Below are 12889 nucleotides of genomic sequence, written 5' to 3' on the forward strand. Positions count from 1 at the left end.
CATGTCGTCCTTGCAGCGCTTCAACCTCCCCGACGTCGGGGAGGGTCTGGTCGAAGCCGAAATCCTCACCTGGTCCGTCCGTCCCGGCGACACCGTCGAGGTCAACCAGATCATCGTCGAGATCGAGACGGCGAAGGCCGCCGTGGAGCTGCCCTCCCCTTACGCCGGCGTGGTCAAGGAACTGCACGTCAAGGAGGGTGAGACGGTCTCGGTGGGCACACCGATCATCACCGTCGACACGGCGGGCCCAGGCGATGCCGCCCCCGCGATGCTGGTGGGTTACGGTCCCCGCGAGGGTCATTCCGTACGGCAGAGGCGGCGCGGTGGCCGAGCGCCCGGAAGGCCGGAGTCGTCACCGGGGCACGCCCGCCCCTCCGCCAAGCCCCCCGTCCGCAAACTGGCCAAGGACCTGGGAGTCTCCTTGCACTCGGTGGCGCCGAGCGGGCCCGGAGGCGTCATCACCCGGGAGGACGTCCACCGGGCGGCGGCAGCCGTACAGCCCGGCCCTGAGCCGCTCGCTGTGTCACCGGCACCCGCCGGCGGATCGGGGCGACGGGAGACGCGGGTCCCGATCAAGGGTGTGCGCAGGCAGACCGCACGGGCGATGACGGCGTCGGCGTTCACCGCGCCGCATGTGACGGAGTTCGTGACCGTCGACATCACGGAGACGATGCGGCTCCGGGAGGTCGTCTCGGCGCGGCGGGAGTTCCGGCATCTGCGCCTTTCGCCGCTGCTCTTCGTGGCGCGGGCGCTGCTCCTGGCCGTGCGCCGCACGCCTGAGGCGAACACGGCGTGGGACGAGGCGGCCCGGGAGATCGTGTTCAAGCACTATGTGAACCTCGGCATCGCGGCGGCCACCGACCGCGGGCTGATCGTGCCGAACATCAAGGACGCCGACCGGATGTCGCTCCTCGAACTCGCCGAGGCGCTCACCACGCTGGCCGAGACTGCACGCAGCGGCAAGTCGATACCTCACGACATGTCCGACGGCACCATCACGATCACCAACATCGGCACCTTCGGCGTCGACACCGGCACTCCCCTGCTCAACCCCGGAGAGGCCGCGATCCTGGCGGTCGGCACCATTCGCCGCACTCCATGGGTGGTCGGGAGCGGAGCGGACGAACGGATCGAACCACGTTCGACGGTGCAGTTGGCGTTGTCGTTCGATCACCGGCTGATGGACGGGCAGCAGGGGTCGCAGTTGCTGTCCGACATCGCGGCGATCCTGACCACGCCGGGTCTCGCCATGCTGTGATCGAGTCCGGACGCCCCCGTTCCAGGAGCGGCGGTCACGGCTGCCGGGCGGGGGGCGCCGGTCATGGGGGGCCTCGCCGTATGGTGCGGTGCGCCACCCGGCCCTGACGAAGGGGGGCCTGCCCCCTATGCTGCAAAGCATGCAGGAGAGCGATCCGATCGAGCAGGCCGGCGCGGGTGTGCCCGATGCGTTTCAGCGGCTGTGGACCCCCCATCGCATGGCCTACATCAAGGGGGAGAACAAACCTACGGGATCGGGTCCTGGGGACGGTTGCCCGTTCTGTGAGATCCCGAAGTTGAGCGATGAGGACGGGCTGATCATCGCGAGGGGTTCGGCGGTGTTCGCGGTGCTCAACCTTTACCCCTATAACTCTGGCCACTTGATGGTGTGCCCGTATCGCCATGTGGCGGACTACACCGAGCTGGACTCCGCGGAGACGACCGAGTTGGCGGAGTTCACAAAGAGTTCGCTGCTGGCACTCCGCAAGGCGGGGGGTGCGCAGGGGTTCAACGTGGGGCTCAACCTGGGCGGGGTGGCCGGTGCGGGCATCGCCGCTCACCTGCATCAGCATGTCGTGCCGCGGTGGGGTGGCGACACCAACTTCATGCCGGTCGTCGGGCACACCCGGGTGCTGCCGCAACTCCTGCGCGAGACCCGCGACCTGCTGGCGGAAGCCTGGCCCACCGCCTGACGGCGTCAGGACACGCTCGGCTCGCGCCACTCCTCGAACGGGCGGGCGTTCAGCACCCACGACCTCTTCAGGACGGGAAGGCATGCCTGGACACGGCCCGGCTCATCCTGCTCGTGCGGGTCGATCGTCCAGTCCATGTACGGCGGGCCTTCGCCGAAGAGGATCGCGTCCAGGTAGGTGTTCCAGCGCCCATATGAGCTGAGTACGACGATCTCGTCGGGCACGATCAGGTCGAGAATCACGTAGGTGGCGTATTCCTCGGCGGTTGTGGGGCCAAGCAGCAGCTCGGCCGTCAGCACTACGTCGGCGTCGCGGGTGTCGGGCCCGGTCCATGCCCATATGGGGGGTCGGCCCGCGCAGTCGACGCCGCGGCGCGCCATCTCCGCCACCATCTCCCGGTAGGCGGGGGCATAGGACGAGACCATGATCTTGGCCCAGTCGCCGGCCAGCTCGCCTGTGGTCTCCAGGATCGCCGGCACTGTGTGGTGTTGCACGGTCCACAGACGCATCGGGCAACCGTATCCGGGGGTGGACACGGTGATCCACTTATTTCCCGCGCTCCACCGTAAAGCGGCGGCCCCCTGAGGGCCCGCCGCCTTAGTAAGGGTGTCAGACCTGGAGGCGGTGCTCCACGGCGTTGACGATCTCGGCGATGGCCTCGTCGACCGGCACGCCGTTCTTCTGCTCGCCGCTGCGATAGCGGAAGGAGACCGCGCCGCCTGCGATGTCGTCGTCACCCGCCAGGAGCATGAAGGGGATCTTGGCGCGCTGGGCGTTGCGGATCTTCTTCTGCATGCGGTCGTCCGCCGTGTCGACCTCGACCCGGATGCCACGCTCGCGCAGCTTCTTGGCGACGTCGCGCAGGTAGGACACGTGGGCCTCGGCGATCGGGATGCCGACGACCTGCACGGGGGCCAGCCACGGAGGGAAGGCGCCGGCGTAGTGCTCGGTGAGGACGCCGAAGAAACGCTCGATGGAGCCGAACAGGGCCCGGTGGATCATGACGGGCTGCTGGCGGGTGCCGTCGCTCGCCTGGTATTCGAGCTCGAAGAGCTCGGGCAAGTTGAAGTCGAGCTGAATGGTCGACATCTGCCAGGTGCGGCCGATGGCGTCGCGGGCCTGCACGGAGATCTTGGGGCCGTAGAAGGCCGCGCCGCCCGGGTCGAGCACGAGGTTGAGGCCCTCGGACAGGGCGACCTCGCGCAGCGTCTCGGTGGCCTCCTCCCACGCCTCAAGGGTGCCGACGGACTTCTCCTCGTCGCGGGTGGAGAGCTCGAGGTAGAAGTCGTTGAGGCCGTAGTCGCGCAGCAGGTCGAGCACGAAGCGCAGCAGCGACTTGAGCTCGTCGCGCATCTGCTCGCGGGTGCAGTAGATGTGCGCGTCGTCCTGCGTCATGCCGCGCACACGGGTGAGGCCGTGCACCACGCCGGACTTCTCATAGCGGTAGACGCTGCCGAACTCGAACAGACGCAGCGGAAGCTCACGGTAGGAGCGCCCACGCGACCTGAAGATCAGGTTGTGCATGGGGCAGTTCATGGGCTTCAGGTAGTAACGCGCGCCTTCGAGCTCCATGGGGGGGAACATTCCATCGGCATACCAGTCGAGGTGGCGCGAGATCTGGAAGAGGTTCTCTTTGGTGATGTGCGGGGTGTTGACGAACTCGTAGCCCGCGTCCTCGTGCCTGCGCCGCGAGTAGTCCTCCAGGACGCGGCGGACGGTGCCGCCCTTCGGATGGAAGACGGGCAGGCCGGAGCCGAGCTCGTCGGGGAAAGAGAACAGGTCGAGCTCGGCGCCGAGCTTGCGGTGGTCGCGCTTCTCCGCCTCCTCCAGGAAGTGGAGGTATTCATCCTGCTTCTCGCGGCTTTCCCAGGCGGTGCCGTAGATGCGCTGAAGCTGGGGGTTCTTCTCGCTGCCCCGCCAGTAGGCCCCGCCGGAGCGCATCAGCTTGAAGGCCGGGATGTTGCGAGTGGTGGGCAGGTGCGGCCCCCGGCAGAGGTCCTTCCAGCGCAGGTCGCCGGTCTTGGCGTCGACGTTGTCGTAGATCGTCAGCTCGCCCGCGCCCACCTCGACGCTCTCCTCGGCGGCGGCGCCGCCCTTGAGGCCGATGAGCTCCAGCTTGTAGGGCTCGGCGGCGAGCTCCTCGCGCGCCTCGTCGTCGGAGACGGGGCGGCGGCGGAACCGCTGGCCCTGCTTGACGATCTCACGCATGCGCTTCTCGATGCGCTTGAGGTCGTCGGGGTGGAAGGGCTGCTTGACGTCGAAGTCGTAGTAGAAGCCGTTCTGCACCGGGGGGCCGATGCCGAGCTTGGCCTCGGGGAACAGCTCCTGCACGGCTTGCGCCATGACATGAGCGGTGGAGTGGCGCAGGATGGCCCTGCCGTCCTCACTGTCGATGGCCACGGGCTCGACCATGTCGCCGTCGGCTAGAACGCTGTCGAGGTCGGCGAGCCGCCCGTTGACACGGGCGGCGACTGTAGTGCCCCCGCCGTCCAACGCCTGCCCCGCCGTCGTGCCGGCCGCCACCACACGCTCGGCTCCGGCGAGGGTGATGCGCAGTTCGGCCACGGCAGACACGGGAACTCCTAGTGGTATCGGTGAAGACGGCATGGTCGACGTTACGGACCCGCCTGAAGACCGATGCTACCGGTACCTCGCGTGTCGACGCCGCAGAGTCGGCCGGGGGCGGCGGCCGGCTTGGGGCGATCTCCCTCGGGCGCGGCGCCGGTACGGAACATCCCAAGGTCCCGGCCGGCTTGGGGCGATCTCCATCAGGCCCGGCGCCGGTATGAAACATCCCGAGGTCCCGGCCGGCCAGGTGAGATCCCTTCGGTAGTGCCGGTACGGAACATCCCAGCGGCGTTCTTCGCGGGATGCCCGGCCGGGCCGGGTCAGCGGCGGTCGCGGCGATCTCGGCGGTCCCGCCGGTCCCTGCGGTCTCGTTGCTCGCGGCGGTCGCGGGGGTCGAAGCCGAGGGCGATGAGTTCGCGGCGGGTGCCGAGGAAGATGTTGCGGTCGATCGGTGTGTGTGAGTATTGGTGGATCGTCCAGTCCCGCCACGGGCTCGGCACGAGAGGGCGGCCTTTGGGGCGGCTCGGGCTGGCGATCCACAGGGGATAGCGTCCGAGGCCCTCGCAGTAGCCCTTGCCGGCGAAGTTCTGGAAGGTGTAGACGATCGGGCGCATGCGGCAGCGGCGCTCGATGTAGTAACACCAATATCGGGCGAATCTGCTGACTCTCTCGGGAGACAGGTCGTCGGTGGTCTCCAGGTCGAGGGCGAGCAGGTCACCGCGGCGCAACCCACCCGCCGCGCGGACGACCCGCAGGAAGTGGCGCGCCTGCTCGAAGGGGTCCCCCTTGGGCCGGCCGAAATGGTAGGCGCCGCACACGATCCTGTTGCGCCGCATGCCCAACCAGTTGCGGGCGAACCACTTGTCGACGTAGTCCGCCCCCTCGCTGGCTTTGGCGAAGCCGAAGGTGACCCCCGAGGCCGCATGGGCGGACCAGTCGACCGCCCCCTGCCAATTGGACACATCCACACCATGCAGCAATCGCTTCACATGCCGGATAGTAAGCAAGATCAGCACGCGGAACCGGGCGACGCGCCGCAATTGCTCCACTACTCTCCGTGTCCGAAGACGTGAAGTTTCGCGCACCGTCACCCCCGGCGGGGACTACAGAGCCGGTCCACGCGGAAGAAAGAGACCCCGCCGACGCACCGCGATCGCCCGCTCACACTCCGCTGTCGGCCGCGGGCGCGGGTCCGCCTGGCTTGGAAGGCGTGAGCGGACCCGCCCGTGCGGCCCCCGGTCATGGGGCCGGGGTCGCTCAGACCTCGGCGAGGAGGGTGGAGAGGAAGTCGCGGGTCTCCTCGGCCGAGGATGCCTCGATGGACAGGCGTTCCATGACCGCGAGGTAGCTGTCGGCCTCCTCGGGCTTGTCGAGGTAGACCGCGCTGGTGAGCTGCTCCAGGTAGATCACGTCGGGGAGGTCGGGTTCGGCGAAGCGCAGGACGCTGAAGGGGCCGCCGGCCGCGGCGTGGCCGCCGACCTCGAAGGGGATCACCTGGATGGTGACGTTGGACCGGTCGGCCGCGCGGATCAGATGGCGGATCTGCTCGCGCATCACCTCGCTTCCGCCGATGGGGCGGCGGAGTGCCGCCTCGTCGATCAGGGCCCACAGGTGGGGGGCGCCGGGGCGGTCGACGAGTTGCTGGCGGGCCATGCGCAGGCGGACACGTCGTTCGATCTCGGAGTCGGGCCCCTCGGGGAAGCCGAGGGCGACGACGGCGCGGCTGTAGGCCTCGGTCTGGAGCAGGCCGGGGACGAACTGCACCTCGTAGTTGCGGATGGCGGAGGCGGCCTCCTCAAGTCCGACATAGGTCTCGAACCAACTCGGCAGGACGTCGCTGTAGTTGTGCCACCAGCCGGGCGCGTTGGCCTGGGTGACGAGGGTGAGCAGACCGTCCCGGTCGGCCTCCTCGGTCACGCCGTAGAGCGACAGCAGGTCGGCGACATCCCTGGGACGGAAGCCGACCCTGCCGAGCTCCATGCGGCTGACCTTGGAGTGGGAGGCGCGGATGTGGTGCCCCGCGTCTTCAAGGGTGATCTGCCGGGCCTCCCGGAGCTTGCGCAGTTGCGCACCAAGCAGAATGCGAAGAACTGTCGAGCTCTGCTGGGGTTCGGGGGCAAGTGAGTGCGGATGCGGGTCATTGTCGGCATGTGTGGTGATCATCTTGGGGTTCCTTCGCGGCCTAGCGAGCCAGAGCTCCACTTATAGTTACTGTGAGAATCCTTTACGTTACGCCCGCAGCCCACAAACGGCTACAGGGCACTTTCAGCAGATCCAATCGCGGAAATCAACACCCCGCACGGCACTTGAGAAGGGTCGCCTAAGAAGTCACCATTCAGTTAGCATTCCCATGCGGATGCACGTGCATTTTGACCTTGCATATGCACGCGCCCACCCCCTCCCGCCGACGTGGAGTGCACGTCATCGCCGCCGGTAGACAGGGGTGAAGCAGGGGGGTGCAGCCGTCCCCGCATACTTTTCTTTCTCCGGTACCACATCAGCACCGCGCCATAATATAGTTCCGCTGAAATGGGCACTCATCGTTGAACCAGGGCTAATATCAGCAATCTGCTGAACGGACGGCTATGGCGGACTTTTCACGGCTCGCTCGCTTCGACCCGGCAACTCCGAGCGAAGCTCGGATCTATGACTACCTCCTCGGCGGGAAGGACAACTTTGCCGCCGACCGGGAGTTGGCACGAGCGGTGTTGGATATCGCGCCGGAACTCCCGCTGATGTGCAGGGAAGGGCGACGCTGCGTGGAGCGGGTCGTGACTTTTTTGGCGATGACCGGCATCACGCAATTCATTGACCTCGGCTGCGGGCTTCCCACCCCCCGCAGGAACGTCCACGACTTCGCGCGCAAGATCGTTCCCGATGCCCGGGTGGCCTACGTCGACATCGATCCGATGGTGATCGTGCACGGGCGGGCCCTGCTGGAGGACGGCGGCCCCACGGCGATGGTCAAGGCCGACGCGCGTGAACCCGACCTCGTGCTGGACGACCCGCGCCTGCGGCAGACGATCGACTTGGACCGGCCGGTCGCGGTGCTCATGATGTCGCTGCTGACCTCCGTGCAAGATGACGACATCGCCGCCCGCATCCCCGCGCACTTCCGCAAGGCGGTCGTCCCAGGGAGTTTCATCGCGATCACCCATGCGGTGTCCGACGTTCGCCCGAACGTGACCGCGCGGCTCATGGCCCTGCTGGGCGGCCCCGACCAGGAACGCGACAACGGCCAGTTGCGCACGAGGGCCGAGGTCGAGCGCTACTTCGAGGGGATGGACATGGTGCGGCCGGGCCTGGTCTACCTGCCGGAGTGGCGCCCCGCCCCGGGGATCCAGCGTTCCAGACCGGAGTCCGTCTGGGCGGTCTGCGGTGTGGGACGACGCACCTGAACGATCTAAGCGGAAACAAGCCAGCACACCCGGATAAAGCCGTATGCTGCTTGACAAAACGGGGCCAGGCACGTCAAACCGCTCACTGCCCGGCTTCGCCGTACCCCCACCGCCATGGGTTCACGCCATGTGAACTGCGGAGTTGACCCCAACCCGGCTCGATCGACAAGATTGTGCCCGTCCTGGTTGCATCTGACAGGGGCCGAGGATGGAGTTCGCAGTCCTGGGGTCGATCGAGGTGATCTCAGGCAGGGGACAGGTCACGCTGGGCGGGCGCAAGCAACGCCTGGTGCTCGCCACGCTGCTCCACCACGCGGGCCGCCCCGTGCCGCAGCACACCCTCGTCGAGGCGCTGTGGGGTGACTCGCCGCCGCGCACCGCGGCCGACAACCTCCGCCTCTACATCTATCAACTCAGGCGTGCCCTGGGCCCGAAGCGCATCGAGCGCCGCGGCAGCGGCTATGTGCTCACCGTCGAGCCGGGCGAGCTCGACGTGCACCGCTTCGGCAGCCTCGGGCGGGAGGGGCGTGACGCCCTGGCCGCCGGAGAGCACGAGCGGGCCGCCGAGTTGCTCCGGCAGGCGCTGGCCCTGTGGCGGGGCCGGCCGTACTCCGATCTGGACGACCGGCCCGAGCTCCGAGACGAGGCGCTGCGGCTCTCCGAGGAGCGCCTGGCGCTGCTGGAGAGCCGGTTCGAGGCCGAGCTGGCGCTCGGGCGCGACGCGGAGCTGGTGGCCGAGCTCGGCGTCACCGTGCGGGAGCAGCCGTTCCGTGAGCGGCTGCGCGCGCAGCTCATGGTCGCACTGGACAGGTCGGGCAGGCAGGCCGAGGCGCTCGCGGTCTACTCCGAGGGCCGCCGGATCTCCTCCCAGGAGCTGGGCCTGCCGCCCGGTCCCGAGCTGCGCGAGCTGCACCAGACCATCCTGACCGGGCGACCCGCACGTGAGACGCCCGCGGCGGCGAAGCGGGGGGTCCCCGCGCAGCTTCCGCCCGACATCGCCGACTTCACCGGCCGCGGCGGGCACATCGGCGACCTGACGGCGCTGCTCGATCGCTCGTCGGCGGCGCACAAGCCGCTGCGGACGGGTGAGCCGCTGGTCGTGTCGGTGATCGCCGGGATGGGGGGCATCGGCAAGACGGCTCTCGCCGTACACACCGCGCATCGGCTGACCGGCGCCTACTCCGACGGGCAGCTCTATGTGAACCTGCGGGGCGCCGAGGCGCGGCCGGCCGATCCGGGCACGGTGCTGACACGTTTCCTGACCGCGCTCGGTGTGCCGGGGCCGACGATCCCGGAGTCGCTGGAGGAGCGGGCCGCGCTCTACCGGAGCCATCTGGCGCACCGGAAGATCCTCGTCGTGCTGGACAACGCCGCCTCCGAGCAGCAGGTGCGTCCGCTGCTTCCGGGGGCGCCGAGTTGCGCGGTGCTGCTGACGAGCCGGGCCCGCCTCACCGGCCTGGAGGGTGCGCGCACGATCGACCTCGGCGTGCTGGACCCCTGGCAGGCGTCCGAGCTGCTCAAGCGCATCGTGGGCGCCGCGCGGGTCAAGGCAGAGCCGCGGGCCGCCGCCAAGATCACGAAGCTGTGCGGTCACATCCCGCTGGCGGTGCGCATCGCGGGTGCCCGGCTGGCCGCGCGCCCGCATTGGAGCCTCGCGTCGTTCGCCGCCCAGTTGAGCGACGAGCACGGCCGCCTCGACCAGCTCGCGGCGGGTGACCTGGAGGTGCGGGCGAGTTTCGCGCTGAGCTACCTCGGGCTGCCCGAGCGCGGGCAGCGGCTCTTCCGGCGGCTCGGCCTGCTGAACGCGCCGGATTTCGCCTCGTGGGTGGCGGGGGCGCTCCTCGACTGCGACTACGCCGAAGGCACGGAGGAGCTCGAAGCCCTCGTCGACGCCCAGCTCGTCACGGTGGCGGGCGTCGACGCGACGGGGCAGGTGCGTTATCGCTTCCACGACCTGCTGCGGCTCTACGCCAGGGAGCAGGCCGGGCTGGCCGACGATCGACAGGAGCGGGAGGAGGCCCTGGCCAGGGCGTTCGGCATGTGGCTGGCGCTTTCGGGACGGGCGATGGAGGGCATCCCCGCGGCCTGCTACGCGATCATCCATGGGCCCGCGATGCCCGAGAGCGTGCCGGAGCGGCCGGCCTCGGTGCTGCTGGAAGACCCGGTGGCGTGGTTCGACTCCGAGCGGGCCGCGCTGCGGGCGGCCATCGCGCAGTCGTGCGAGCTGATGTGGCCGGACCTGGCGTGGGATCTCGCCGGATGCCTGGAGCGCTATCTGGACACGCGCGGCCTGTTCGAGGAGTGCCGCCGCACCAACGTGCAGGTCATGGAGGTGTGCCGGGCCACGGGCAACCTGCTCGGGGAGGCCGTCATGCTGCGCGGGCTGCTCGACGTGACCACCTGGATGGGCAGCGGCTACGAGGGCGGCGGCATGGGCACGATGCGCTCCGGCGGGGAGCGGCTGGCCGAGATGTTCACCCGGATCGGCGACAAGCGCGGCCTGTCGGACGCCTACGCGATGGGCGCTTGGGGGCTGGCCGCGACGGGCGAGGTGGAGGCGGCCCTCGACGCGGCCCGCACGGCGCTGACCCTGGCCGGGGAGACCGGCCACATCGGCGGGCAGGCCCGCGCGCACCTGGCGATCGCGGTCGCGTACGGCGAGCGCCGGGCCCACGACACCATCCCCCACCTGGCCCGCGCCCTGGAGCTGGCGCACGAGCTCGGCAACAGGCGCTTCCAGTCAACCGTGCACCAGTTCTTCGGCCTCGCCCACTGCGTCATCGGCGACTACAGCGAGGCGCACCACCACCTCAGCCGTTCACTCGAACTGAAGGGCGACCTGCACGACCCGTCGTCGGAGACGATGGTCATGGCGGTGCTGGCCAAGGTCTACGCCCTGCAGGGCGATCCACGGGCGCGGCCGGTGGCCGACTCGGCGGCGGCGCTCGGGCGGCAATACAACCTGGGCCACCACCTCGCCGACGCGTTGTGGCTCATCGGCCGCCTCGACCTCGCCGAGGGGCGGCCCGATGACGCGCTGAAGCGGATGACCGAGTCGGTGGCCATCTGGCGGGCCCGCGGGTGGAAGTCCTACCTGGCGGGGGCGCTCATCACCCTGGGAGAGGCGCACGCCGCGGCCGGCGATCCGGAGGCGGCGCGTACAGCGTGGCGGGAGGCGGTGGCGTTGTCCGAGGAGGCGGGGGACGCGACCGGCGCACGGGCGGCGACCGAGGCGATCGAGGGGCTTTCCGAGCCCTCCGCATAACGGCACGAGGGCCCTCCACATGACCAATCGGGCGATGCCCGGAGCGGCCCCTTGCGCCCTATCCTGATGACCATGGCCGAGATCTACGTTCCTGATGGAAACTGGACCTTCGACGGGGAGATCATCAGGATCGTTCCGACAAGCGAGAAAAACGCCCATGAGATTCGCCGCGCGCTGGGCGAGATCGTGGTCCCGCTGGCCGCCGTCGCCGCGGTGTCGTTCGAGCCGGCCCGCAAAGGCGGATGGTTGCGCCTGCGCATGCGCCCGGGGGCCGACCCGCTGTCCGACCTCGCCATGGGGCAGCTCACGAGCCCCGCCGACCCCTACCGGCTCTCGGTGCCCAAGGAGCGCACGGATCTCGCCGAATATTTCGTGGACGAGGTGCGCAACGCCCTGCTGATCCACGAGGTGCCGAGCGGCCCGTGCGACACCTACCTGATGCCCCGCACCGCCGTCCCGGTCTCGGCCAGTGCCGGCGACGGCACCGTCACCTTCGACGGCGAGCAGGTGCGCCTGGAGTGGACGGGGTTCGCCAGAGAGGCCAAGAGCGTGCTCGGCCCCCAGAGCTATCACCTGACCGACGTCACCGGTGTCGAATGGGCCCCGCAGTCCGGCCTCAGCTACGGCTGTTTGCGCTTCCACCTCACCTATTCGACGCCCGTCGTGGCCTCCGAGATCGACCCTCGCTGCCTGTCCTGGGGAGTGCAGCGCTACGGCGGCACCACGCTCCTCGTCGGCGCCGCCGTACTCACGCACATGGCCATGCGCACCCCCGAGCCCCCCGCGGAGCTCACGGCGGGTCCCACGGCCGAGGCGGCCGACCAGGAGGCCGTCATGCGCCGCCTGACCGCCCTCGGCGAGCTTCACCGCAACGGCCTGCTCACCGAGGAGGAGTTCACCGCGGCCAAGCAGCCGCTGCTGCGCCGGCTCACCGAGTTCTGATCTGGAGTTTCTCCAGGATCTCCACCATGGCGCCCGCCACCTCGCGCCACGCCTCGGCGAGGTAGAAGTGGCCGCCGGGGAAGACCCTGACCTCAAAGCCGCCGCCCGCGACCTCGCGCCACGCCTCGGCGTCGGCGACGCCGGTCAGCGGGTCGGCGTCGCCGGTCATCACGATGAGCGGGCAGTCCAGCCGGCCCCGCTCCCCCGGCCTGTGTTCGGCGACGGCGCGATAGTCCCCGCGCACGGCGGGGAACACCAGTTCACGCAGGTCGGGGTCGTCGAGGAGCACGGCTTCCGTGCCGCCGAGCGACCGCAGGTGGGCGATCACCCCGGCGTCGTCCAGCAGGTGCACGGTCTCCGGCCGCCCCACCGAGGGCCCGCGCCGCCCCGAGGCGAAGACCGCCGCGGGCCCGAGCCGCCTCGCCACCTCGTAGGCGACGACCGCCCCCATGCTGTGCCCGAAGAAGACCCGCCGCCGCGGCCCCTCCGCGCGCATCGCGCCGGCGATGCGATCGGCCAGCTCCCCGATGCCGGGGATCGGCTCGTGGAAACGGTCCTGCCTGCCGGGGTATTGCACGGCCACGACCTCGGCGTACGGCGAAAGCACGGCTGACAGCGGCCGGTAATAGGTGGCCGAGCCCCCGGCGTGCGGAAAGCAGACGATCCGCAGGTCGTCGCCGGCGGTGGACGTGTGAAAACTCCGGAACCAGAGGTCGGCAGTCGTCACAGGTGGTCTCTCCTCACTAGAGCGTGCCCCGCCCCCGCCG

10 protein-coding genes are annotated in these 12889 nt (G+C 69.5%); 5 read left to right on the plus strand and 5 right to left on the minus strand.

Annotation, left to right across the window (positions count from 1 at the left end; translation table 11 throughout):
* Position 1: 1 nt before the first annotated feature.
* Positions 2 to 1258: a dihydrolipoamide acetyltransferase family protein gene (locus Ssi02_RS27335; RefSeq protein ID WP_204030440.1), complete on the plus strand. Its 1257-nt coding sequence runs from the start codon at positions 2 to 4 to the stop codon at positions 1256 to 1258.
* Between the two features lie 139 nt (positions 1259 to 1397).
* On the plus strand, positions 1398 to 1949 hold the full coding sequence (locus Ssi02_RS27340) for an HIT family protein (RefSeq protein ID WP_239129800.1): 552 nt from the start codon (positions 1398 to 1400) through the stop codon (positions 1947 to 1949).
* 5 nt (positions 1950 to 1954) lie between these two features.
* Here Ssi02_RS27340 and Ssi02_RS27345 read toward each other — a convergent pair whose 3' ends face one another.
* The 4 genes from Ssi02_RS27345 to Ssi02_RS27360 form a co-directional block, all read right to left on the minus strand.
* Positions 1955 to 2458 carry a DUF3841 domain-containing protein gene (locus Ssi02_RS27345; RefSeq protein ID WP_204030442.1) on the minus strand — a complete coding sequence of 168 codons (504 nt, stop codon included), beginning with the start codon at positions 2456 to 2458 and terminating at the stop codon, positions 1955 to 1957.
* A 100-nt stretch (positions 2459 to 2558) separates the two neighbouring features.
* On the minus strand, positions 2559 to 4523 hold the full coding sequence (gene thrS / locus Ssi02_RS27350) for a threonine--tRNA ligase (protein WP_204030443.1): 1965 nt from the start codon (positions 4521 to 4523) through the stop codon (positions 2559 to 2561).
* A 314-nt stretch (positions 4524 to 4837) separates the two neighbouring features.
* Positions 4838 to 5479: a glycoside hydrolase family 25 protein gene (locus tag Ssi02_RS27355; protein WP_204030444.1), complete on the minus strand. Its 642-nt coding sequence runs from the start codon at positions 5477 to 5479 to the stop codon at positions 4838 to 4840.
* A 295-nt stretch (positions 5480 to 5774) separates the two neighbouring features.
* Positions 5775 to 6680 (minus strand): Sco1979 family transcriptional regulator, encoded by a 906-nt coding sequence (locus Ssi02_RS27360; RefSeq protein WP_204030445.1) that lies wholly within the window; start codon positions 6678 to 6680, stop codon positions 5775 to 5777.
* A 422-nt stretch (positions 6681 to 7102) separates the two neighbouring features.
* Between Ssi02_RS27360 and Ssi02_RS27365 the strand changes: the two genes are divergently transcribed.
* The 3 genes from Ssi02_RS27365 to Ssi02_RS27375 all read left to right on the plus strand — a co-directional run bounded on the left by Ssi02_RS27365 (position 7103) and on the right by Ssi02_RS27375 (position 12122).
* Positions 7103 to 7915 (plus strand): SAM-dependent methyltransferase, encoded by an 813-nt coding sequence (locus Ssi02_RS27365; RefSeq protein WP_204030446.1) that lies wholly within the window; start codon positions 7103 to 7105, stop codon positions 7913 to 7915.
* Between the two features lie 208 nt (positions 7916 to 8123).
* Positions 8124 to 11180 (plus strand): AfsR/SARP family transcriptional regulator, encoded by a 3057-nt coding sequence (locus Ssi02_RS27370; RefSeq protein WP_204030447.1) that lies wholly within the window; start codon positions 8124 to 8126, stop codon positions 11178 to 11180.
* A 51-nt stretch (positions 11181 to 11231) separates the two neighbouring features.
* Positions 11232 to 12122 carry a DUF4429 domain-containing protein gene (locus Ssi02_RS27375; RefSeq protein ID WP_239129804.1) on the plus strand — a complete coding sequence of 297 codons (891 nt, stop codon included), beginning with the start codon at positions 11232 to 11234 and terminating at the stop codon, positions 12120 to 12122.
* On the opposite strand, the gene Ssi02_RS27380 is transcribed toward Ssi02_RS27375, so the two are convergent.
* Positions 12109 to 12849 carry a thioesterase II family protein gene (locus tag Ssi02_RS27380; RefSeq protein ID WP_204030448.1) on the minus strand — a complete coding sequence of 247 codons (741 nt, stop codon included), beginning with the start codon at positions 12847 to 12849 and terminating at the stop codon, positions 12109 to 12111. The two genes, Ssi02_RS27375 and Ssi02_RS27380, sit on opposite strands and share 14 nt — an antisense overlap.
* Between the last annotated feature and the right edge of the window lie 40 nt (positions 12850 to 12889).

It is taken from the genome of Sinosporangium siamense (genome assembly GCF_016863435.1).
Taxonomy (GTDB): domain Bacteria; phylum Actinomycetota; class Actinomycetes; order Streptosporangiales; family Streptosporangiaceae; genus Sinosporangium; species Sinosporangium siamense.

Excerpts from the sequence above, each read along its gene's own strand:
- Ssi02_RS27340 (WP_239129800.1), top strand. The coding sequence starts at position 1,398 with ATGCAGGAGAGCGATCCGATCGAGCAGGCCGGCGCGGGTGTGCCCGAT.
- Ssi02_RS27365 (WP_204030446.1), top strand. The coding sequence starts at position 7,103 with ATGGCGGACTTTTCACGGCTCGCTCGCTTCGACCCGGCAACTCCGAGC.
- Ssi02_RS27345 (WP_204030442.1), bottom strand. The coding sequence starts at position 2,458 with ATGCGTCTGTGGACCGTGCAACACCACACAGTGCCGGCGATCCTGGAG.
- Ssi02_RS27370 (WP_204030447.1), top strand. The coding sequence starts at position 8,124 with ATGGAGTTCGCAGTCCTGGGGTCGATCGAGGTGATCTCAGGCAGGGGA.
- Ssi02_RS27335 (WP_204030440.1), top strand. The coding sequence starts at position 2 with ATGTCGTCCTTGCAGCGCTTCAACCTCCCCGACGTCGGGGAGGGTCTG.
- Ssi02_RS27360 (WP_204030445.1), bottom strand. The coding sequence starts at position 6,680 with ATGATCACCACACATGCCGACAATGACCCGCATCCGCACTCACTTGCC.